The 21,494-nt window shown below is 73.7% G+C and carries 18 protein-coding genes; 14 read left to right on the forward strand and 4 right to left on the reverse strand.

Features of this window, described 5'->3' with window-relative positions; translation table 11 throughout:
- Positions 1-69: 69 nt before the first annotated feature.
- Both eat and DTB53_RS01540 read right to left on the reverse strand, forming a co-directional pair.
- Positions 70-1,539, reverse strand: coding sequence for an ethanolamine permease (eat, locus tag DTB53_RS01535; RefSeq protein ID WP_012381971.1), 1,470 nt, complete (start codon positions 1,537-1,539; stop codon positions 70-72).
- Positions 1,540-1,715: 176 nt separating this feature from the next.
- Complete coding sequence (locus DTB53_RS01540; RefSeq protein WP_012381970.1) at positions 1,716-2,477, reverse strand: FadR/GntR family transcriptional regulator; 762 nt, start codon at positions 2,475-2,477, stop codon at positions 1,716-1,718.
- A gap of 136 nt (positions 2,478-2,613) precedes the next feature.
- Between DTB53_RS01540 and DTB53_RS01545 the strand changes: the two genes are divergently transcribed.
- Genes DTB53_RS01545 through DTB53_RS01555 form a run of 3 tightly spaced genes read left to right on the forward strand, consistent with a single transcriptional unit; the run spans position 2,614 to position 6,183 of the window.
- Positions 2,614-3,978 (forward strand): glutamine synthetase family protein, encoded by a 1,365-nt coding sequence (locus DTB53_RS01545; protein WP_003970785.1) that lies wholly within the window; start codon positions 2,614-2,616, stop codon positions 3,976-3,978.
- Between the two features lie 31 nt (positions 3,979-4,009).
- The gene (locus tag DTB53_RS01550) at positions 4,010-5,392 is read left to right on the forward strand and encodes an aldehyde dehydrogenase family protein (RefSeq protein WP_012381969.1); all 1,383 of its coding nucleotides are present in this window, start codon (positions 4,010-4,012) and stop codon (positions 5,390-5,392) included.
- Between the two features lie 5 nt (positions 5,393-5,397).
- The gene (locus DTB53_RS01555) at positions 5,398-6,183 is read left to right on the forward strand and encodes a 3-oxoacyl-ACP reductase (protein ID WP_012381968.1); all 786 of its coding nucleotides are present in this window, start codon (positions 5,398-5,400) and stop codon (positions 6,181-6,183) included.
- 100 nt (positions 6,184-6,283) lie between these two features.
- Here DTB53_RS01555 and DTB53_RS01560 read toward each other — a convergent pair whose 3' ends face one another.
- Positions 6,284-7,489 (reverse strand): PucR family transcriptional regulator, encoded by a 1,206-nt coding sequence (locus DTB53_RS01560; protein WP_003970782.1) that lies wholly within the window; start codon positions 7,487-7,489, stop codon positions 6,284-6,286.
- Positions 7,486-7,638: a hypothetical protein gene (locus tag DTB53_RS36760; RefSeq protein ID WP_172595238.1), complete on the reverse strand. Its 153-nt coding sequence runs from the start codon at positions 7,636-7,638 to the stop codon at positions 7,486-7,488. Before DTB53_RS36760 ends, DTB53_RS01560 begins: the two co-directional genes overlap by 4 nt.
- Positions 7,639-7,821: 183 nt before the next feature.
- Between DTB53_RS36760 and pgfA the strand changes: the two genes are divergently transcribed.
- From pgfA to DTB53_RS01615, 11 genes are all read left to right on the forward strand, one after another.
- Positions 7,822-8,805 (forward strand): cell envelope lipid trafficking protein PgfA, encoded by a 984-nt coding sequence (gene pgfA / locus DTB53_RS01565; RefSeq protein WP_003970780.1) that lies wholly within the window; start codon positions 7,822-7,824, stop codon positions 8,803-8,805.
- 274 nt (positions 8,806-9,079) lie between these two features.
- A complete protein-coding gene (locus tag DTB53_RS01570; protein WP_012381967.1) occupies positions 9,080-10,264 on the forward strand; it encodes a glycosyltransferase family 4 protein in 1,185 nt (394 codons plus the stop codon).
- Entirely contained in the window at positions 10,261-10,980 is a 720-nt protein-coding gene (locus DTB53_RS01575; protein ID WP_003970778.1) for a class I SAM-dependent methyltransferase, read from the forward strand. The genes DTB53_RS01570 and DTB53_RS01575 overlap by 4 nt, the downstream gene beginning before the upstream one ends.
- Complete coding sequence (locus DTB53_RS01580) at positions 10,977-15,395, forward strand: alpha-(1->3)-arabinofuranosyltransferase domain-containing protein (protein WP_012381966.1); 4,419 nt, start codon at positions 10,977-10,979, stop codon at positions 15,393-15,395. Before DTB53_RS01575 ends, DTB53_RS01580 begins: the two co-directional genes overlap by 4 nt.
- Positions 15,395-16,723, forward strand: coding sequence for a condensation domain-containing protein (locus tag DTB53_RS01585; protein WP_012381965.1), 1,329 nt, complete (start codon positions 15,395-15,397; stop codon positions 16,721-16,723). Before DTB53_RS01580 ends, DTB53_RS01585 begins: the two co-directional genes overlap by 1 nt.
- Complete coding sequence (locus DTB53_RS01590; protein ID WP_012381964.1) at positions 16,720-17,445, forward strand: class I SAM-dependent methyltransferase; 726 nt, start codon at positions 16,720-16,722, stop codon at positions 17,443-17,445. Before DTB53_RS01585 ends, DTB53_RS01590 begins: the two co-directional genes overlap by 4 nt.
- Positions 17,446-17,449: 4 nt before the next feature.
- Positions 17,450-18,343 (forward strand): hypothetical protein, encoded by an 894-nt coding sequence (locus DTB53_RS01595; RefSeq protein ID WP_012381963.1) that lies wholly within the window; start codon positions 17,450-17,452, stop codon positions 18,341-18,343.
- A 92-nt stretch (positions 18,344-18,435) separates the two neighbouring features.
- On the forward strand, positions 18,436-18,654 hold the full coding sequence (locus DTB53_RS01600) for a Trm112 family protein (protein WP_012381962.1): 219 nt from the start codon (positions 18,436-18,438) through the stop codon (positions 18,652-18,654).
- Positions 18,651-19,421 (forward strand): FkbM family methyltransferase, encoded by a 771-nt coding sequence (locus DTB53_RS01605; RefSeq protein ID WP_003970772.1) that lies wholly within the window; start codon positions 18,651-18,653, stop codon positions 19,419-19,421. The genes DTB53_RS01600 and DTB53_RS01605 overlap by 4 nt, the downstream gene beginning before the upstream one ends.
- Positions 19,422-19,471: 50 nt before the next feature.
- Positions 19,472-20,203, forward strand: a complete 732-nt coding sequence (locus DTB53_RS01610; RefSeq protein ID WP_012381961.1) for a GntR family transcriptional regulator — start codon at positions 19,472-19,474, stop codon at positions 20,201-20,203.
- Between the two features lie 168 nt (positions 20,204-20,371).
- Positions 20,372-21,494 (forward strand): amidohydrolase family protein (locus DTB53_RS01615; protein WP_112416002.1); only part of this gene is annotated, 1,123 nt, incomplete at its 3' end.

A 21,494-nucleotide genomic window follows, 5' to 3' on the forward strand; every position in this document is an offset into this window, starting at 1 on the left:
CACGTTGTCGGGGGGGGCGGGCCGCCGTGCCGTGCGCCGGCCCGGCGGGAGCCCGTCGCCCGGGCGGGCTCAGTCGCGGGCGAGTTCGGCCTCGGCCGCCGCCAGTGCGGCGAACTCCTCCTCCGGGGCCCCCGCGACCAGCCGGTGACGGCTGTAGAAGGCGAAGTAGGCGAGCGCCACCGCGTACACGCCCAGCGCGATGAACGCCGCGTCGCGGTCCACCAGGAAGGTGGCCACCAGGGCCGAGCATGCCAGAACGAAGGCCACGGACGAGGTGAGCGCGCCGCCGGGGGTGCGGTAGGGGCGCGGCAGCTCCGGCTCGCGGCGGCGCAGCACCAGGTGGGAGAGGGCCATGAGGGCGTAGCTGATCGTGGCGCCGAAGACGGCGACGTTCAGCATCCGGCCGCCGTTGCCGCTCCAGGCGGCGAGGGCGAACCCGATGGCGCCGGGGATCAGCAGGCCGAGGTAGGGGGACTTGCGGCGGTTGGTGAGGGAGAGGAAGCGCGGCAGGTAGCCGGCCCGGGAGAGGGCGAACAGCTGCCGGGACCCGGCGAAGATCAGGGAGAAGAACGAGGCGACCAGTCCGGCGAGGCCGGCGTAGTTCACGAAGCGGCTCAGGGCGGTCGGGTCGCCGCTGCCCTGCAACGCGACGACCAGGGGGTTTCCGGCCTCCTTGATGGCGTCGGCGCCCTGGGCCCCGGTGGCGGAGACGAAGGTGACGAGCGCGAGGAGGACGAGCACGGCGAGGGAGATGGCCAGCGCCCTGGGCATCGAGCGGACCGGGTCCTTGGCCTCCTCGGCGGCGAGCGGTACGCCCTCCACGCCGAGGAAGAACCACATGCCGAAGGGGAAGGCGGCCCAGATCCCGAGGAGTCCGAACGGCAGCCAGGAGGAGGAGCCGAAGGCGGAGGCGTCCGCCGGGATGTCGTTGAGGCGGCCCGCGTCGAACTCGGTGAACGCGCCGACGGCGAAGATCAGCAGCGCGGCCACCGCGATGGCGGTCACCACCAGGCTGAAGCGGAGCGCCTCGCCGACTCCCCAGAGGTGGATGCCGATGAAGATCACGAAGCAGGCGAGGTAGACGGGCCAGCCGGAGGTGAGGCCGAACAGGCCGAGCGATTCGACGTAGTCGCCGATGAAGATCGCGATCGCGGTGGGCGCGAGGATGTACTCGATGAGGATGGCGGTGCCGGTCAGGAAGCCGCCCCAGGTGCCGAGCGCCCGCCGGGCGAATCCGTAACCGCCTCCCGCCGTGGGCAGGATGGCGGAGAGTTCGGCCAGCGCGAAGACCAGACACGCGTACATGACGCCCATCAGGACCATGGCGACGGCGAGCCCGCCGAAGCCGCCCTTGGACAGGCCGATGTTCCAGCCGGAGAAGTCGCCGGAGACGACGTAGGCGACGCCGAGCCCGGTCAGCAGGAGCCAGCCGGCGCTGCCCCGGCGCAGGGTCCTGCGGTGCAGATACGCGTCCGTGCCGGACACCCCCGGGCTCGCGTCACCGGGTGGTCCGGCGGGTGTTTCGGTTCCCTGAGCCATGAGGCGCTCCAGATGTGTGGGTCTACGTCATCGTCGGCACTGCTTCGATCAAAGGTTCGTCGGCACACCTTTGTGGAACGGGAGAGCGCATGGCAAGGGGCGTGCGTTAAAGAGGGGTTACGGATTCGGCGCCCCGCCCACCGCGCGGGACCCGGGCCCGGGTCGGGGCCTCACGCTCAGGCGAGGAAACCGCGCAGCAGGGCCGCCGTGCCGCCGCAGTGCTCGCGCATCATCTCGCGGGCCGCGTCCGCGTCCCGGTCGAGCACCGCCTCGACGACGGCCGCGTGCTGCTGCTGGGAGTGCTCCAGGTTGCGCACCAGCAGCGGGATGCAGTCGAGCAGTTCGTTGAGGGTGGCCCGGACCGCGGCGTACTGCGCGGCGAGCGCGCGGGAGCCGGAGAGTTCGGCGAGGGTGAGGTGGAGCAGGGTGTCCTGGCGCCGGTAGTCCTCCAGCCTGGCCCCCCGCGTCGCGTCGAGCGCGACCCGCAGCCGCCGCTCGCCGTCCTCGGGGAGACCCTCGGCGCACAGTCCCGCCGCCCCGGCCTCCAGCACCTCGCGGAAGCGCAGGGTGTCCTCCACGTCGACGGCGGCGATACGGCGGCGCAGCTCGTCGCCGGCGTCCGGGGTGGCGGTGCGCGGCAGGACGAACGTACCTCCGTACCGGCCGCGGCGGCTCTCGACCATGCCCTGGTCCTGGAGGACCTTGAGGGCCTCGCGCAAGGTCACCCTGCTGATCCGCAGCTGCTGCGACAACTCGCGTTCGGAGGGGAGGCGTTCGCCGGGCGCGACCAGGCCGAGGCGCAGAAGCTGGAGGATCTGCTCCAGCGCCTCCTCGAAGCCGTTGCCCGCGCGGACCGGCCGCAGCACGGAGGCCGGCCGGCCGGTCGCGGTGTCAGCACCGCGCCCGGCCGCCCCGCCCCCTTCCGCCGCTCCTGTCACCCCTGCCGCTTCCGCCGTCCCTGCCGCCGGACGGGTGTCGTCCGCTCTCTCCCTCGTGACCACTGGCGGATCCCCTTCCCAAGCAATGGTTCTCTGCCATACCTTAAGCCTCCCGGTTCCCCCAAGGAGGCATCCCGTGGCAGACCGCACACCCCCGCTCGGCGTCGACGAGCTCCGCTCACGGGTCGCTGACGGGTCGATAGACACCGTGGTGCTGGCCTTCCCGGACATGCAGGGCCGGCTCCAGGGGAAGCGGTTCGCGGCCGGGTTCTTCCTCGACGAGGTGCTGGAGCACGGCACCGAGGGCTGCAACTACCTCTTGGCCGTGGACACCGAGATGCGGACCGTCGACGGCTACGCGATGTCCTCGTGGGAGAACGGCTACGGCGACTTCGGCATGGTCCCCGATCCCGCCACCCTGCGCCCCGTCCCCTGGCACGAGGGGACCGCCCTGCTGATCGCGGATCTCGCGTGGCACGACGGCAGTCCGGTGGTGGCGGCCCCGCGGCAGATCCTGCGCCGCCAGCTCGACCGGCTGGCGGAGCTCGGATACACGGCGCAGGTGGGCACGGAGCTGGAGTTCATCGTCTTCCGGGACAGCTACGAGGAGGCCTGGGACCGCGACTACCGCGGGCTGACCCCGGCCAACCAGTACAACATCGACTACTCGATCCTCGGCACCGGCCGCATCGAGCCGCTGCTGCGCCGGATCCGCAACGAGATGCAGGAGGCCGGACTGACCGTCGAGTCCGCCAAGGGCGAGTGCAATCCCGGCCAGCACGAGATCGTCTTCCGCTACGACGACGCGCTCACCACCTGCGACCAGCACGCCGTCTACAAGACGGGCGCCAAGGAGATCGCCGCCCAGGAGGGCGTCTCGCTGACCTTCATGGCCAAGTACGACGAGCGCGAGGGCAACTCCTGCCACATCCACCTCTCGCTCACCGACGAGGACGGCGCGAACATGATGGCGGGCGACGGCGAGGACGGCATGTCCGAGCTGATGCGCCACTTCCTCGCCGGGCAGCTCGCCGCGCTGCGGGACTTCTCCCTCCTCTACGCGCCCACCATCAACTCCTACAAACGCTTCCAGCCGGGCTCCTTCGCCCCCACCGCCGTCGCCTGGGGCGTCGACAACCGGACCTGCGCCCTGCGGGTCGTCGGCCACGGGCGCTCGATGCGCTTCGAGAACCGGCTGCCCGGCGGCGACGTCAACCCGCACCTGGCCGTCGCCGGACTGGTCGCCGCCGGACTGTACGGGGTCGAGCACCGGCTGCCGCTGCCCGAGGCCTGTACGGGCAACGCCTACACCGGGGAGTACGACCAGGTGCCGACGACCCTGCGCGAGGCCGCCGAGCTGTGGGAGGCCAGCCCCATCGCCAAGGAGGCGTTCGGCGAGGAGGTCGTCGCCCACTACCTGAACATGGCCCGCGTCGAACTCACCGCGTACGACGCCGCGGTGACCGACTGGGAGCTGCGCCGCTCCTTCGAACGTCTCTGACCACCCCCCGCTTCCCGATCGAGGTCCGTACGTGCCACAGCCCACCCTGGACGTTCTGAACCCGGCGACCGCCGAGGTCATCGCCACCGTCCCCGCCGCCTCCGCCGCCGATGTGGACACCGCCGTCACCCGTGCCGCCGCCGCCCAGCGGCGCTGGTCGGCGGCGGCGCCCGCCGACCGGGCGCGGCTGCTGCGCCGCTTCGCCGTCGTCGTCGACGAACACATCGAGGAACTCGCCCGACTGGAGGTCCGCGAGGCCGGACACACCATCGGCAACGCCCGCTGGGAGGCGGGCAACGTGCGCGACCTCCTGGACTACTGCGCGGGCGGCGCCGAGCGGCTCCTGGGCCGGCAGATCCCGGTGGCGGGCGGCATCGACTTCACGGTCCTGGAGCCGCTGGGCGTCGTCGGGGTCATCGCCCCGTGGAACTTCCCGATGCCGATCGCCGCCTGGGGTCTCGCACCGGCCCTCGCGGCGGGCAACGCCGTCCTCCTCAAGCCCGCCGAGACGACGCCGCTGACCGCTCTCCGGCTGGCCGAACTCGCCCTGGCGGCGGGCCTGCCCGACGGGCTGTTCCAGGTACTGCCCGGCGAGGGGCCGGTGGCCGGCAGCGCCCTGGTGGAGCACCCGGGTGTCGCGAAGATCGTGTTCACCGGCTCCACCCGGACCGGCAAGCACATCATGACCCGCTGCGCCGAGCGCGTGAAGCGGCTCACCCTGGAGCTGGGCGGCAAGAGCCCCAACGTCGTCTTCGCCGACGCGGATGTGGAGGCCGCGGCCGCGGCCGCACCGATGTCCTTCCTGGACAACGCCGGTCAGGACTGCTGCGCCCGCACCCGGATCCTGGTCGAGCGATCCGTGTACGACCGGTTCCTCGACTCCCTCGTCCCGGCCTTGTCCGCCGTCGTGGTGGGCGACCCGGCCGACGGGAAGACCCAGATGGGGCCCCTGATCTCGGCAGTCCAGCGGGACCGGGTCCGGGGGCTCGTGGACGGCGGGCGCGAAGCCGACGGCGTACGGGCCGTCCTCGGGACGGCGCCCGAGGGCCCCGGGTTCTGGTACCCGCCGACCGTCCTCACCGGGGTGCGGCCCGAGGCCCCGGTGGCGGTCGAGGAGGTCTTCGGTCCCGTCGCCGTGGTCCTGCCGTTCGAGGACGAACAGGACGCGCTGCGCCTCGCGAACGCCACCGACTACGGGCTCGCCGGGTCCGTCTGGACCCGGGACGTCGGCCGGGCCCTGCGCGTGAGCCAGGGACTGCGGGCGGGCAACCTCTCCGTCAACTCGCACTCCAGCGTGCGCTACTCGACGCCCTTCGGCGGCTACAAGCAGTCGGGGCTGGGCCGCGAGCTCGGCCCGGACGCGCTGGCCGCCTTCACCGAAACCAAGAACGTCTTCATCAGCTCGGAGGCCTGAGCACCATGACCGACACTTCTTCCGTCTGCCGCCGTCTGGTCGGCCGTACCGCCGTCGTCACCGGAGCCGGCAGCGGCATCGGCCTGGCCACCGTCCGGCGGCTGTCCGCCGAGGGCGCGCACGTCGTCTGCGCCGATGTGGACGAGGGGAGCGGCAAGGCCGCCGCCGCGGAGGCGGGCGGGATCTTCGTCCGTACCGACGTCACCGACGCCGACCAGGTGAACGCCCTCTTCAAGGCCGCGTTCGACACCTACGGCTCGGTCGACATCGCGTTCAACAACGCGGGGATCTCGCCGCCCGACGACGACTCCATCCTGGACACCGGTCTGGAGGCGTGGAAGCGGGTGCAGGAGGTCAACCTGACCTCGGTGTACCTGTGCTGCAAGGCGGCCATTCCCTACATGCGGGCGCAGGGCAGGGGCTCGATCATCAACACGGCGTCCTTCGTGGCCCGGATGGGCGCGGCCACCTCGCAGATCTCGTACACCGCGTCCAAGGGCGGGGTCCTGGCGATGTCGCGCGAGCTGGGGGTGCAGTTCGCGCGCGACGGCATCCGGGTCAACGCCCTGTGCCCCGGCCCGGTCAACACCCCCTTGCTCCAGGAACTGTTCGCCAAGGACCCGGAGCGGGCCGCCCGGCGTCTCGTGCACATCCCCGTCGGCCGGTTCGCCGAGCCCACGGAGATCGCCGCCGCCGTCGCGTTCCTCGCGAGCGACGACTCCTCCTTCGTGAACGCCACGGACTTCCTGGTCGACGGCGGGATCGCCGGGGCGTACGTCACCCCGGTCTGACCCGGTCCGGCGGTCCCGGTGGGGGGGGGAGGGCGCCGGACGGCCGGACGTCCCCTGACGTCCTCCCCGCCCGATCGCTCTCCCGTACGGCCGCCGCCGCTCAGCCCGCGGTGGCGGCCGGATCGCCCCGCAGGCGCCGGGCGCGGAGCACCAGGAGCATCTCGAAGCGCTGATCCGGTTCGTCGATGGCGTCGCCCCACAGCTCGCGGATCTGCCGCAGCCGGTAGCGGGCCGTCTGGGGGTGGACGCCGAGGCGGGCGGCCACCTCCGGGGCGCCGCCGGGGGTCTCGATCCAGGCGAGCAGCGTCTCGGCCAGGCGCCGGGCCTGGGTCGGGCTGAGGCCCTCCAGCGGGGCGAGGCAGCGGCGGGCCGAGGCGTCGATCAGCTCCTGGGCGGGAAGCAGCAGCAGTTCCTCCGTCCGCTCGGTGCAGTACAGCACCTCCCCCTGCGGCAGCCGGCCCCTCGTGATCAGCTGGACCGCGGTCTCCGCCCAGCGCAGCGAGGTCGCCGCGGCGGCCAGCGGGACCGCCGGGCCGATCGCCCCGGACCAGCCGGCCGTGGCGCGCCGCAGGATCTCCGCACGGCCCGCCGTGTCCGGGTCCGGGATGACGATGCGCGGCTGCTCGCTCTCCATCTCCAGCAGGATGCCCTGCCCGACCGCCGGGGCCACGGCCTCGCGGGCCGGGCGCATGAGCACGCCCACGGCGATCGTCTCCGGGAGCTCCCAGCCGATGCGGGCGGCCCGCTCGGACAGGGCGACCGACACATCGCCCCGGTGTTCCACCAGGAGGAGCTCGATCAGCTGGCGCTGGAGGCGGAGCCGTTCGCTGGCGCGCCGGGCCGCCGCCTCGGCGTAGCCCCGTACCGACTGTTCCACGAGCCCGTCCAGATACTCGAATCCCGATTCGGCCAGCTCGTACATGGCGGGCGCGGGGATGTCGACCTCCTGGCCGATCTCGGCGAGCCTGCGCCAGGTGAGCCGGACCCCGAGGCGATAGATGGCCTGGAGCGCGTCGAGGCTGCGGCCCTCCAGCCCCTCGCCGCGCCCGAACTCCTGGAACATCTCCGGCGGCACCCGCGGGTGGGCGCCGGCGGTGAGGTTGTGGACGAAGCCTTCGATGGCGCGGCGGATGCCGACGAGGGCCAGTGGCTCCCCGGACTCGTCCTCGACCAGTTGCAGATAGGGATATTCCTGGCGGATCTGGTACAGGATCATCTGGGCGAGCTCGGGGGCCTCGGACCGGGCGATCGCCTCGAAACGGTCGAGCTTCGACCGGGGGACGTCCTGCCAGGCCGGGCGGGTCACGGAACCGCCGGTGCGGTGTCATAGCTGATCAGGGGCGTGTTGGGCTGGTCGGGCGTGGCGCCGAGGAGTGCCACGACACCGACCGCCGCACCAACGGCGAGCGTGGCGGCCACCAGCACGGTGACAGCGGCTGCGATGAGTCTGCGCATGATCGGGTGAGCTCCTTGCTGGAGGCGATCCCCACCCCGTCAGCCGGGCCCCTCCGGCTGGGACACAGTGTCGACAGCACATTGACATTCCGTCAAGGCCTTGCTTACTGTTCACGCCAATCAAGGGCTGACCGGCCCGGGCCCGTGCACCTCCGCGAAGAGATTCGACCCAGGAGTGCCCGGATGCGCCACAAAGCTTCACCCCTGTCGCTTGTCCTGCTGGGGGCAGGAGTCTTCCTGCTCGTCCTCGCGCCGCTGCTCGTCTGGTACGTCCAGCCGCACGCCAAGCGCACCCCCATCGACATCGACACCACCACCGTCTTCACCGGGACGGGCAGCTATTTCGACACGTCCGAGGTGGAGACGGTCGAGGGCAGAACGATCACGATCACGCGGCAGGTGCGCGGGGACGTGGCCGACAGCGAGAAAAGCGGCAACGCCGTGTGGGACGTCTCCACCTCGGTCGACCACCAGGGCACCCTGCCCGCCTCGGACCCCCGTGACGCCCTCCAGTGGACGCTGGAGCGCTGGGTGACCGACCGGGTCACGAACGAGCCGGTCCACTGCTGCGAGGAGTCCCCGACGTTCGACGGGGAGGCCTATCTCAAGTTCCCCTTCGACGTCGAGGAGCGTTCCTACCGCTGGTGGGACAGCACGCTCGGCGGGGTCGTGCGCCTCTCCTACGCCGGTGAGCAGGAGGTCCAGGGCTACTCCGGCCTCCTCTTCAAGGGCGAGGTCGAGCCCACCAGGACCGGGGTGCGCCAGGTGCCCGGGCTGCTCGTGGGGAAGAAGAAGATCCCCCAGGTGCTGGCGGAGGAGTGGTACTCCAACAGCGGCATCGAGTTGGTGGTCGACCGGCGGACCGGCCGGATCATGAACGCGGCGATCGGCCCGAGGAAGACCCTGCGCGCCCCGGGCTCCACGAAGGACGCCGTGGTGCTCCTGGAGAGCAAGCGGGTGGAGTTCACCGAGGAGACCCAGCGCCGGCAGGTCGAGCTGGCGTCGGCGGACAGCGACCGGCTGGCGATGCTCGGCACGACCGCGCCGGCCGGGGCCGCGGGGCTGGGCGGTGTGCTCACCGTGGCAGGCGTCGTGCTCGTCGTCCGGGGCCGCCGGACGGAGCCGGAAGCACCGAACACTCACATGATGACGATTCCGCACACCTGAGTTACCGGCAAGTTGTTGCGCCGGTGAGTAGCCGGTCGCGTACCCGTGCCGAAAACTGTCTACCCCCACCAGAGCACGGCCCCCCGGTCTCGTCCCCGTCCGTCCTCCTTCTCCTCACTTCCGCATCACCCTCATCCCGATCCCTCGCGCCGCAGCCGGGTTCCCCGGCCCGGCGCACCCCGTCCGGGCCCCCCGGTACGTCCCCGCTGCAAGCGGCCCTCGTCCCGAGGGCCGCTCCCCCCGTCCCCTCCCCCCGAGCCGAGTTGGAGCACCCATGCCCCAGCACGTCCCTCCCCCACTGCTTGACGCCGTCGCGCGTCCGGGTCAGGGCCCGGCGCCCGCGACGATCCCCGCGACCCCCAGACGCATCGTCTTCCTCGCCCACCGCGACCTGGGCAACCCGGCCGCCGGCGGCTCCGAGCTGCTGGTCGACCAGCTCGCCCTGGGCCTCACCGAGCAGGGCCACGACGTCACGCTGCTGTGCGGCGGACCGGCCGCCCGCCGGCCCTACCGGGTCGTCTCGGCGGGCTCCGCGCTGGGGCACTACGTCGGCGCGCGGTCCGCGTTCGCCCGGCAGGTCGGCGCGTGCGACCTGCTCGTCGAGGTCTGCAACGGCATGCCGTACCTGGCCCCGCTGTGGCACCGCGGACCCACCGTGTGCCTGGTCAACCATGTGCACACCGATCTGTGGGACATGCGTTTCCCGACGCCGGTGGCCCGTGCCGGGCGCAAGCTCGAACACTGGGCCCTGTCCCGGGCCTACCGCGACCACCTGATGATCGCGGTGTCCCCGTCCACGGCGGGCGCGCTGCGCGAGATCGGCGTGCCCGACCGGCGGATCCGGGTGGTGCACAACGGGGTCCAGGAGCCGAGCCCGCAGGGCGAGCGGTCCGCCGAGCCGCTGTTCGTGGCGCTGGGCCGGCTCGTCGACTACAAGCGCATCGATCTGCTGCTGCAGCTCTGGGAGCGGGTCCGGCCGGTCACCGGCGGCCGGCTCGTCATCGTCGGCGACGGCCCCGAGCGGACCCGGCTGGAACAGCTCGCCGGTCCCGGTGTGGAGTTCGCCGGTCATGTGACCGAGGCGGAGAAGCACCGGCTGCTCTGCGCCGCGTGGATGCTGCTGCACCCGGCCGCCGTGGAGGGGTGGGGGCTGGTCGTCACGGAAGCCGCGGCCCGTTCCACCCCGACCCTGGGCTTCGACGTGCCGGGGCTGCGCGACTCCGTCGAGGACGGTGTCACCGGGATCCTCGCCCCGGGCGCTTCCTCCTTCGCCGCCGCCTGGTGCGCGCTGGCGCTGGACGACGAGCGGCGCGAGGCGATGGGCAGGGCGGCCCGGGAACGGGCCGCCGACTACCGGTGGACCGCCAGTGTGCGCCGGTTCGCCGCGGTCGCCGCCGAGGCGACGGCCGGTGCCCGCGCCCTGACGGCGGACGCCCCGGTGATCGGCGCGAGCGCGTGAAGGACCCCTCGTTCCGGCGGTCGGCCGCCCTGTTCCGCGCCTTCCTGCGCGAACAGGGCGACCCCGCCACGGCATACACCCTGCTGGCCCGTGACGCGGCCGACCAGGTCGAACGGCACGGCCCGCTCCGCGACAAGGTCGTCGTGGACGTCGGCGGCGGCGACGGCTACTTCACCCGCGAGTTCCGGCGGCGCGGCGCGCACAGCTACCTCTTCGAACCGGATCCGGCGGAGATCGGCCCCGGGCAGCGCGCGGACACCGTCGTCGCCGACGGCTATCTGCTGCCGCTCGCCGACGGCGCGGCCGACGTCTGCTTCTCCTCCAACGTGCTGGAGCACGTCGCCGATCCGCACACCTTCCTCAGCGAGATGGCGCGGGTGACCCGCCCCGGCGGGCTCATCTACGTCTCGTACACCAACTGGCTCTCCCCCTGGGGCGGCCATGAATGGGCGCCCTGGCACTACTTCGGCGCCGAACGCGCCCGGAGCCGCTACGAGCGGCGCACCGGCGGCCCGGCCAAGCACCGGCTCGGCGAGAACCTCTTCAAGATCGGCGTCGGGGAGACCCTGAGCCACGTCCGGAGCCGCTCCGACGTGACCGTCGTCTCAGCACGCTCGCGCTACTGGCCCGTCCTTCCCCAGCTCGTGCCGCGCATCCCCGTACTGCGGGAATTCGCCACCTGGAACCTCCTCCTCATTCTCCGGCGGTGTTCATGACCAGCGCTGTCCACCCACCCCGGTCCACGGCCCCGGAGGGCGCGGGACCCGCGTCCCCGGGTCCCGCCGACGGACCTCCCACGCCCCGTTCACGGCGGTGGCTGCTGGGCTTCTGGGCCGCCGTGTTCGCGGCGTTCCTCGCGGTGTCGCCCGGCCGGATGACGTTCGACACCAAGCTCGGCGTCGTCGTGGACCCGTGGCGCTTCCTGGGCGACCTGGGCGAGTTGTGGCACAGCCGGGCCGGGTTCGGCGGGATAGCCGACCAGTACGTCGGCTACGCCATCCCGATGCTGCCGTACTACGGGGCCGCCGACCTGCTGCACGTGCCGTTGTGGCTGGCGGAGCGGCTGTGGCTGTCGCTGATCGTGGCGACGGCCTTCTGGGGTGCGCTCCGGCTGGCGGAGCGGCTGGCCGTCGGCTCCCCGGCCACCCGGCTGCTCGGCGCGCTCGCGTACGCGCTGTGGCCGACGTACACCATCGTCGTGGGCTCGACGTCGGCGGCGGCCCTGCCGGGCGCCCTGCTGCCGTGGGTGCTGCTGCCGCTGACGAACCCGCGCCTCGCGCCGAGGGTCGCCGCGGCCCGGTCCGCGCTGCTGATCCCGCTGATGGGCGGCGTCAACGCCGCCTCCACCCTGGCCTCGCTGCTGCCGGTGGGGCTGTATCTGCTGTCCCGTCCCGGCGGGCCGCGCAAGCGCGCCCTGCTGGCGTGGTGGATCCCGGGCGTGATCCTGGCGACCGCCTGGTGGATCGTTCCGCTGCTGCTCCTGGGCACCTTCGGCGAGAACTTCATGCCGTACGTGGAGTCCTCGCACACCACCACGACGACCATGTCGGCGACCGAGATGCTGCGCGGCGGCGGGAACTGGGTCGGCTATCTGAACTTCGGCGAGGCCTGGCTGCCCGCCGGCTGGACCGTCGCCACCGCGACCGTCACCATCCTCGGCTCGGCGTTCGCCGCCGCCCTGGGGCTGGCGGGGCTGGCGCGCCGTGATCTGCCCGAGCGCCGCTGGCTGGTGCTGACCGTACTGAGCGTCGCGCTCATCACGCTCGCCGGCTACGGCGGTGCGCTGGGCGGGCTGTTCCACGGGACCGTGCAGGACTGGCTGGACGGCTGGCTGGTGCCGTTCCGCAACATCTACAAGTTCCAGACGGGTCTGGCCCTGGCCCTGGCCCTGGGTCTCGCGCACCTCGCCGCGGTGGCCTCCGCCGCCGCGGCCGCGCGGGGCGGGGCCACCGCGGTGCGCGCCCGCCGGTTCGTGCCGGTGATCGCCGCCGCGCTGGTGCTGCCGGGGCTCGCCTGGCCGTACGTCAACGGGTCGATCCTGCAGACGGGTTCGTTCCAGCAGTTGCCCACGTACTGGGAGACGACCGGGAGCTGGCTGGAGAAGAACTCGGCCGACGACCGCGCCCTGGTGGTCCCCGCGACCGCGCACGGCATCTACACCTGGGGCTCCCCCATCGACCAGCCGCTGGACGTCCTGGCGAACTCGCCCTGGGCGCAGCGGGACTACGTGCCGTTCGGAACGCCGGGCAACCGGCGGGCGATGGACGCCGTCGAGCAGGCGCTGACCACCGGCGGCGAGGTCCCCGGACTGAGCGAGTACCTCAACCGGGCGGGACTGCACTATGTGGTGGTCCGCAACGACCTGGATCCCGACCAGTTGGGGTACGTCCCCACGGCCACGGTGAAGCGCACCCTGGAGGCGTCCGGGTACCGGCGCGTCACCGGCTTCGGTCCGGTGATGACCGGCGGCCGGATCGCGGCGGACACCCCCGTGCAGGTCGAGGGCCTCTATCCGCGGCAGCGGGCCGTGGAGATCTACGAGCCGCCCGCCGGGACGGAGCGTCCGGGCCGGGCGGGCACGGCCCCGGTGGCCTCGACGGCCGTCGTGAGCGGCGGGCCCGAGTCGCTGCTGCCGCTGTCGGCGAGCGGCGCGCTGGCCGGCCGGCCGACCGTGCTGGCCGGTGACGCGCACCCGGGGCTGGGGCGGCCGTCGCTGTACGCGGCGGGCGACGGGCTGCGGCGTGCCGACACCCGGTTCGGGCTGGTCAACTCCAACACCTCGTACACGTACACCGCCGATGAGCGCAACGCGGTGGAGGCCGCGCAGGACCCGGACCGGAGCCCCCGGCAGATCCTCCCCGCGTCGGGCGCGGAGCACCAGACGACGGCCGTGCTGCGCGGCGCCGAGAAGGTCAGCGCCTCGTCGGTGGGCAACTGGCTGTTCCATCTGCCGCAGTACGACCCGGTCAACGCCTTCGACGGCAACCCGGACACCGGCTGGGCGGAAGGGTCCCCGGGCTCTCCCGAGGACGAGTGGGTGCGGATCGACTTCACCACGCCGACGGAGATTCCGGCCTCGCTCCAGGTGACGCCGCTGCCCAGCGCGAACGTGCGGGCCGCACCGACCGTCGTCCGGGTCGAGACCGAGCGGGGCCACAAGGACAGCCCGCTGAAGCCGGACGGATCGGTGCAGACCGTGGCCGCGCCCACCGGGCAGGCGTCCTGGCTGAAGGTGACGATCCTGGAGTCCCAGCAGGGGCGTCCCGGGCTCACCGGCGCGGGCTTCACCGACATCGCGATCCCCGGGGTGCAGGTGACCCGGATGCTGGAGCTGCCCTCCGACGCGCCCCGTGGGGGCGCGGACTCCACGGTCTACTCGCTGCGGCGGGGCAGCGACCCCGGCGGTCTGTCGTCGGTGGCGGCCGAGGTCGGCCTGCACCGGCAGTTCACCGCCCGGGAGGCCGGGCCGTACAAGGTCTCCGCCGCCGCGGTGCCGGTGCCCGGCGAGGAGCTGGACAAGCTGCTGTTCGAGCTGACGGGCGAGCGGGACAGGATCGAGGTCAGCGCCGACTCCACGGCGCGGCTGGGCACCAGCCTCAGTCCGCGCAATCTGACCGACGGTGATCTGACCACGGCGTGGATCGCGGGCGAACGCCCCACGCTGCATCTGTCCTGGCCGGAGAAGAAGGAGGTCGGGGAGATCGTCTTCGCGGCGGCGGGCGGTCTGTCCACCCGCCCCGAGCAGGTGCAGATCAGTTCCCCCGACGGCACGGCGGTGGCCTCCGTGGACGAGAACGGCATGGCCCGCTTCTCGCCCATCAGGACCGACCGGATGGACATCACCATCTCGCGGCAGGCGCCGCTGACCGTCCACAACCCGGTCGCCGACGACCAGTTGCAGTTGCCGGTGGGGCTGAGCGAGGTCTACGTCCCGGCCCTGGAGGAGTACCGCTCGCCGCAGCCGAAGCCGGACCAGAAGTTCAGTCTGGCCTGTGGAAAGGGCCCGGTCCTGTCCGTCGGCGGTACGTTCCTGGAGACCCGCGCCGAGGGCCTGGTGCGGGACCTGACGCAGCGCCGCCCCATCGAGGTCACGCCGTGCACCGAGGGCGGCACGGTGGAGCTGGCCGCCTCGTCCACCACCGTCGAGGCGGGTGACGCGGGCCCTCTCGCCATCACGGACGTCACGCTGAGCAACGGAACCTCCGAGCCCGCGGCGAGCACGCCGCGTTCGGTGGACGTCGAGCGGGGCGACGGCGACCGGCGCACGATCGCCGTCGGCGCGGGCGAGGCCTCCTACCTCCAGATCCACGAGAACCACAACAAGGGCTGGGAGGCCACCCTGGACGGCGAGGAACTGACACCGCTGCGGATCGACGGCTGGCAGCAGGCCTGGCTGATCCCGGAGGGCGAGGGCGGCACGGTCACCCTGGAGTACGAGCCGGCCCGGATCTACCAGGTGGGTCTGATCGGCGCCGGGGTCCTGCTCCTGGTGCTCGTGGGGCTCGCCTTCGGACGCCGGCGGGGCGCCGAGCCGTACGCGGCCGAGGAGCAGCCCGTCGTACCGGGTCCGGGTCCGGTCCTCGGCACGGTGGCGCTCACCCTGGTGGGAGTGGTGATCGCGGGGCCGCTCGCCCTCGCGGTGCCGGTCCTCGCCGTACTCGCCCACTTCCGGCCGAGGGCGCTCGCACCCGTCGCGTTCGCGGCGATGGCCGCGGCGGGTGTCGTCGCGGCGGTGGGCACCGGGGAGACCACGGCCGCGGGCGCGGGCGCGTTCGGCGCGACGGCCCAGTTCCTGGCGCTGATCGGCCTGTTCGCCGCCCTGGTCACGGTGGGGCGCGAACCGCTCGGCAGGCGTGCCGCCCGGGGCCGGGGCCGGGGCACGGCCGCCGCGGACGGCGAGGCGCCCTCGGTGCCGGCACAGGCCACCGCCGCCGCGGGCAGGACCCTGTCCACCGACCCGAAGCACCCCCAGGGAACTCCGCCTCCCGCACCCGGATTCGGGTACGGCTCGGGCGAGGGCGGGGGCGAGGCAGGCGGCAGCCGTGGCGCGGGCGACGGCCCGGGCGGTGACGGCCCGACGCGGGGGCTCGGCGGTCAGCAGCCGCCGGCCCGTCCCGGAGGAGGCACCTGATGGCGACCACGCAGCACCCCCGGGCCCGGGGCGGTACGCCCCGGCCCGGGGCCCCCGGCCGGGTGCCGTTCCCGGTGGTCGACGAGGTGGCCCGGCACTGTGCGCAGGACGCCGAGCCGAACACGGTGCACATCGAGATCCATCTGCCCGGCCGGGTGGACGAGGGGCGGCTGCGCTCCGCGTTCGCCGAGGCGCTCGCCCGGCACCCCCGGGCGCTGATGCGGGAGCGCCCCCGGTCCCCGTTCGCCCGGCTCTACGAGTGGGAGCTGACCGGGCGCCCCGACGTGGACCCGGTCTCCTTCCCGCCGGCCGCGCCCGGGGCGCTCGCCCGGGCCCGGGCGCGGGCGCTGGACGAGGCGCCTGCGCTCACGGCGTCACCGCCGCTGCGGCTCACCGTGGTCGAGGAGCCGGGGGCCGAGGGGTGTGTGCTGGTCTTCGCCGTGCACCACACCGCCCTCGACGGCCCGGCCTGCATGCGGCTGGCGGCGACGGCCGCCGAGGTCTACGGCACGCACCGCATCCCGCCGGCCCCCGCCCCCGCGCGGCCGGCGTCCGAGGCGCCCGCCGGGGAGTCCCCGGCGGCGGCGCTGGCCCGTCCCGCCCGGATCGCGGCGGGCTCGCCGGGGCCCTCACCGGTACCGGGAAACGCCATGCTGCTGGTCGAACTTCCGGTGCCGAAGCGGGTGTCCGGCGCCCCGTACACGGTGAACGACCAGCTGATGGTGGCCACCGCGCTCACCGTGGCCGACTGGAACCGGACGCAGGACGCGCCGTGGGCCGACCGCCGGCCACTGCGGATCACCATGCCGGTCGACGACCGCACCCGGGGCCCCGAGATGCCGATCGGGAACGGCACCCGGCTGGTGGAGGTCGGGTTCGCCGCGTCCGAGCCGGCGCCCGGGGCGGACGTGCCGGCACTGCTCCGGGCGACCGCGGAGCGCACCCGGGCGCTCAAGGCGCGCACCCGTCCCCCGCTGGGCCGCTCCGCGTCGCTGCTGACCGCGCCGCTGATGCCGGTGGCCGCCCGCGCCGCCCTCACCCGGGGGCTGCGGGTGCTGGCCGCGCCGTGGACCTCGACGACGCTGCTGAGCAACATCGGCCGGGTGCCGTACCCGTTGGACTTCGGGGAGGCGGGCCGGGCGACGGCCGTGTGGTTCTCCGCGCCCGCCCGGATGCCCCGGGGGCTCACCTTCACCACGGCGTCCACGGGCGGCCGGCTGCATCTGGCGCTGCGCTGGTCGCGCACCCTGCTGGGGGACGAGGACGGCGTGCGCCTGTGCGAGATGTTCACCCGTCACCTGGCCTCGACGTCCTCGGAGACCGTATGACCGGCACCGCCTCTCCCCCGCCCGGGCTGCGGGACTTCTACGAGAACCCGGCCGTCCCCGTCGCCTCGGGCGACGGGCGCACCCTGCGGCAGGCCCGGCTGCTGGCCGACGCGCTGGGCGCGCCGGGGCAGGTGATCCTCGACGTCGGGTGCGGCGACGGCACGGCGGCGGCCACGGCGGCCCCGATCCTCGCCGGTCACCGGCTGATCGGCGTCGACTGGTCCCAGGACGCGCTGCGCCGGGCCCGGCCCCGGATGGGCCATGTGGTGCGCGGTGAGCTGGAGCACGGCGGGCTGCCGCTGGCCGACGGGTGCGCGGACGCGGTGCTGTTCAGCGAGATCCTGGAGCATCTGGTCGACCCGGACCAGGCGCTGGACGAGCTGCGGCGGGTGCTGCGGCCCGGCGGCCATCTGATGCTGTCCACCCCGAACCTGGCGGCCTGGTACAACCGGGCGCTGCTGCTCGCCGGGGTGCAGCCGGTGTTCTCGGAGGTCAGCCTGCGCGGCATCCACGGCCGCCCCGGTTCCGAGGTGGTCGGGCACCTGCGGCTGTACACCGCCCGAGCCCTGCGCTCGTTCCTGGCGGCCTCGGGCTTCGACGACGTGAGGATCACGGGCGCCCCCTTCCACGGAGTGCCGCGTCCGCTGCGGCTGCTGGACCGGGCGGCGTGCTCGGTGCCCGGGGCCGCCTCCATCCTGCTGGCCCACGCGCGACGGAGGTAGCGCGATGTGGTGGGGTGTCGGCGCGGCGCTGGTCGCCAACGCGCTGTACAGCGTGGGGTTCGTGGTGGAGAAGCGGGCCCTGGGCTCGCTGCCCGCGCTCTCGGCGGGCCGGCCGCTGCGGGTGGTCCGGGTGCTGCTGACCAGTCCGCTGTGGATCGTCGGCGCGCTGGCGCTGGCGGCCGGGTTCGGGGCCCAGCTGATCGTCTACCGGGCGCTGCCGATCGCGGCCGCGCAGGGCATCTTCGTCTCCGGTCTGGTGCTGCTTCTGCTGTTGTCGTCGGCGGTGCTCGGCGAGGAGTCGACGGGTCGCGAACGCTACGCGCTCGGCGGGGTGCTGGTCGCCCTGCTGATGGTCGTCGCCTCGGTGCGCGAGGGCGAGGACGTGGTGAGCGGCGGCGCACCGTGGGCCGTGGTGCTCCTCGTCTGCGTGCCCGCGCTGGGTGCGGGCGTCTGGCTGTACGTACGGGTCGAGAGCCGGGCGGCCAAACGGCACCGGGTCCCGACCAGCGGCATCGGGTACGGGGTGGCGGTGGGCCTGCTCTACGGGGTCAGCTCGCTGGCCATCAAGGGCACCTCCAGCCGTCTGACCGGCACCGGTCCGGGCGAGGCCGCGCTGTCGCTGCTGGCGTCCCCCTATCCGTATCTCCTGCTGTTCACCGCGGGCGCCGGTCTGGTGATGTCGCAGACGGCGTTGCAGCGTTGCCGGGCCTCCCTCATCGTGCCGGTGTGCACCACGGTGACCAGCCTGTTCACCGCGGTCCTCGGGACGCTCGCCTTCGGCGAGACGCTTCCCGAGGATCCGCTCCTGCTGGCCCTGCGGGTGGGCGGCACCGCGCTCGCCCTCTCCGTCCTGCTGGCCATGCCGCGCCACGATCCCCGCCCGACGGTCCCGTCCTGACCCCGGCCCCGGCGCCGCCGGCGCTCCCCGTACCCCTGCCACCCCCGACCACTCCGACACCCCCGACATCCCCGACACCGAGGAGCCACCCGATGAACCCCGAAGACCCGCTGCTGGCGCTGCTGGCCTGCCCGCTCGACAAGGGCCCGCTGTCCCTGCTGACCGAGGAGGAGGCGCTCTACAACCCCCGGCTGCGCCTGAGCTACCCGATCGTGGACGGCATCCCGCAGTTGCTGCCCTCGTCGGGCAGGAAGGTCGGGTCGGACGACCACGAGCGCCTGCTCACCCGCCTCAAGGCCTCGGCCACGTGACCACGTTCGCCGCGGCGGTGGCGTCCAGACTGCCCGGGGGCCTCGTCGGCTCGGCCGCCGTCGCCCTGTACCCGCGCTTCGAGCCCGAGCTCCGGCGGCTCGCCGACTTCTGCCCGCCGAACGGCGTCGCCGTCGACATCGGCGGCTGGTACGGCCCCTGGTCCCGGCGGCTCGCCGCCCGCTGCGACCGGGTGGTCACCATCGAGCCCGTGCCGCATCTGGCCGAACACCTGCGCAGGACACTGCCGTCGAACGCCCGGGTGGTCCAGGGCGCCGCGACCGACCGGGCGGGCACCGCGCGGCTGTGGTTCCCGGAGGGCGACAGCGGGGACCGGGGGGTGTCGTCGCTGGCCCGCCGCGACATCCACGCGCACTGCCTGGAGGTTCCGTCGATCACCGTCGACGGTCTCGGGCTGAGCGGGGTCGGCTTCGTGAAGATGGACGTCGACGGCGGCGAGCGGGCGGCGCTGCTCGGGGCGGCGGAGCTGCTGCGGAAGGACCGGCCGGCCCTGCTCATCGAGCTGGAGAGCCGGCTCGGACCGATCGCACCCGCGGTCGACCTGCTGGCCGGCCAGGGTTACGCGGGCTGGCTGCTGGCGGGCCGCCGCTGGATCGCGCTCGACGGGTTCGACCTGGTGGCCCACCAGGCGCGGACGGAGCACCTGGTGCACCAGGGGTTGCTGCGCCGGGCCTTCGTCCCGCACCGGGAGCGGTACATCAACTCGGTGCTCTTCCTGCCGGACGGGCGGGTCCCGGGCACGTCCTGACGGTCGGCGGGTCCCGCGTATCCTCGGCCCCGGGGCAGGCCGAGCGGAGGATGGCGCACGTGACGGGCAGCAGCGCAGGGCGGGACCGGGCACGGCCGGACGGTCCGGGGAGCGAGCGGGCGGGCGTCCCGGAGCGCACGTCGCTCAGCGCCCGCGCGCGGGACGCGGTCCGGGAGCGGATCGTCGACCGCCGCTACCCGCAGGGCGCCCGCCTCGTGGAGCGCGAGGTCGCCGAGGAGCTGCGGATGTCCCGCGTCCCGGTCCGCGAGGCGCTGCGCGCCCTGGTGGGCGAAGGGCTCCTGGAGCTGCTGCCGCACAGCGGGGTCCGGGTGCGGCGGATGGAGCGGGCGGACGTGGAGCACCTGTACGAGGTGTGGGAGCCGCTCGCCGTCCAGGCGTCCCGGCTCGCGGCCCGCAGGGTGGCGCGGTCCGCCCCGGCGGAGCCGCCGGGCGTCACCGCGCTGCGGACCTCCCTCGACCGGGCGGAAGAGGCGGCCTCCGACGACGAGGGGGCGCGCGAGGTGGCGGCCCACACGGCCTTCCACGAGGACATCGTCGCGCTGAGCGGCAATCCGATGCTGGCCCGCACCATGGAGCAGCTCGGCGGACAGCTCCGGTTGCTGTTCGGGATGCGGGAGGAGCCGGAGCACATGCGCGCCCAGCACGCGGTCATGTTCCGGTACATCGCGGCGGGCGACGAGGAGTCGGCGGCGGCGAGCACGCTGCTGCACGTGCGGGACAGCCGGGCCGTGGCACTGCGGTCCCTGTTCGACGACGCCTGATCTCTTGTATACCAACTAGCCGCCACCTCGGTAAACCTGGCAAGGAAAGAGCGCATCTTCTGCACTTTTCCTGCACGCGCGAGGGGCGGAATCACTTCTTCCCGGAATCATGACGATTCTGGTATACAAAATGCTCCCGCTTGCTTCCGTGATCCGAGGAGCCCTCCCATGTGCGTCGAGAACACCCCGCCCCCTTCCGGCCGGCTGACCAGGCGGGGTGTGCTCGCGGGCGCCGCGGCCCTCGCCGGAGTCTCGGCGGTGCCGGCCGGAACGGCTTCCGCCGCGTCCGCCCCGTCCGGCGCCCGTCCCGGGTCGCCGGGCCGGGGCGGAGATCTCGTCGTCGAGGGCGGCAGGCTGCTCGACCCCTTGACGGGCGAGGTCACCGAGGACGCGGTCGTGGTGATCGCCGGGGGTGTCGTCCGGGCGGCCGGGGCCCGGGGGCGGGTCGGCCGGGTCCCCGCCGGCGTACCCGTGCTGCGGGCCCACGGGCAGTGGATCCTGCCCGGCCTGGTGGACGCCCATATCCATCTCAACACGGCCGCCGAGGCGCGCGACGCGGTCCTCAAGGGCGCGACCAGCGCGCGCAGCGGTTCCACCAACTTCTACCAGGACGTCGCCGTACGGGAGTTGGCCCGCCAGTCGCCGGAGCGGGCGCCCCGCCTCCGGGCTGCGGGCGTCTTCGTCACCCCGGACCTCGGCGACACGATCCTCGCCGACCCGGACCTCGCGCCGCTCGCCCGGCTGCGCGAGGGAGTGCGCTCGCCGGAGGCCCTGCGCCGGGTGGTCGAGGTCAACCTCGCGCGCGGGGCCGACACCATCAAGACGCGGGTGAACGAACGCGCCGGGCTGCCCGAACAGGACCCGCTCGTCCAGGTCTACGACCACGAGCAGCTGTCCGTGATCGTGGCGGCGGCAGAGCGCGGGGGCAAGGGGGTGCTCTGCCACAGCTACAGCGAGAAGGGCTGCCACGACGCGGTCACGGCCGGGATCCGTTCGCTGGAGCACGGGGCGTTCGTCGGTGAGCGCACCCTGCGCGAGATGCGCCGCAGGGGGACGTACTTCACGCCGACGCTCACCGCCATCGCCGGGCTCGCCGAATCCCCGGACCCGGTCCTGGCCGAGCGGGGCCGCACCTACCTCCCGGTCCTGAAGCGGGCGGTGCTCGCCGCCCACGAGCTGGGCGTCCCCCTCGCCGCGGGCACCGACTCCTCGGGCGGAACGGTCGACCCGATCGGCCGTGAGGTGGAGCTGATGCACGCCGCCGGGCTCCCCGCCCTGGACGCGATCCGCA

The sequence above is a fragment of the Streptomyces griseus genome (assembly GCF_900460065.1).
GTDB lineage: Bacteria > Actinomycetota > Actinomycetes > Streptomycetales > Streptomycetaceae > Streptomyces > Streptomyces griseus.

Bases quoted from the DNA above. Each gene is read 5' to 3' on its own strand.
- eat (WP_012381971.1), bottom strand. From the start codon at position 1,539: ATGGCTCAGGGAACCGAAACACCCGCCGGACCACCCGGTGACGCGAGC.
- DTB53_RS01555 (WP_012381968.1), top strand. From the start codon at position 5,398: ATGACCGACACTTCTTCCGTCTGCCGCCGTCTGGTCGGCCGTACCGCC.
- DTB53_RS36760 (WP_172595238.1), bottom strand. From the start codon at position 7,638: ATGCGCAGACTCATCGCAGCCGCTGTCACCGTGCTGGTGGCCGCCACG.
- pgfA (WP_003970780.1), top strand. From the start codon at position 7,822: ATGCGCCACAAAGCTTCACCCCTGTCGCTTGTCCTGCTGGGGGCAGGA.
- DTB53_RS01570 (WP_012381967.1), top strand. From the start codon at position 9,080: ATGCCCCAGCACGTCCCTCCCCCACTGCTTGACGCCGTCGCGCGTCCG.
- DTB53_RS01580 (WP_012381966.1), top strand. From the start codon at position 10,977: ATGACCAGCGCTGTCCACCCACCCCGGTCCACGGCCCCGGAGGGCGCG.
- DTB53_RS01585 (WP_012381965.1), top strand. From the start codon at position 15,395: ATGGCGACCACGCAGCACCCCCGGGCCCGGGGCGGTACGCCCCGGCCC.
- DTB53_RS01590 (WP_012381964.1), top strand. From the start codon at position 16,720: ATGACCGGCACCGCCTCTCCCCCGCCCGGGCTGCGGGACTTCTACGAG.
- DTB53_RS01595 (WP_012381963.1), top strand. From the start codon at position 17,450: ATGTGGTGGGGTGTCGGCGCGGCGCTGGTCGCCAACGCGCTGTACAGC.
- DTB53_RS01600 (WP_012381962.1), top strand. From the start codon at position 18,436: ATGAACCCCGAAGACCCGCTGCTGGCGCTGCTGGCCTGCCCGCTCGAC.
- DTB53_RS01610 (WP_012381961.1), top strand. From the start codon at position 19,472: ATGGCGCACGTGACGGGCAGCAGCGCAGGGCGGGACCGGGCACGGCCG.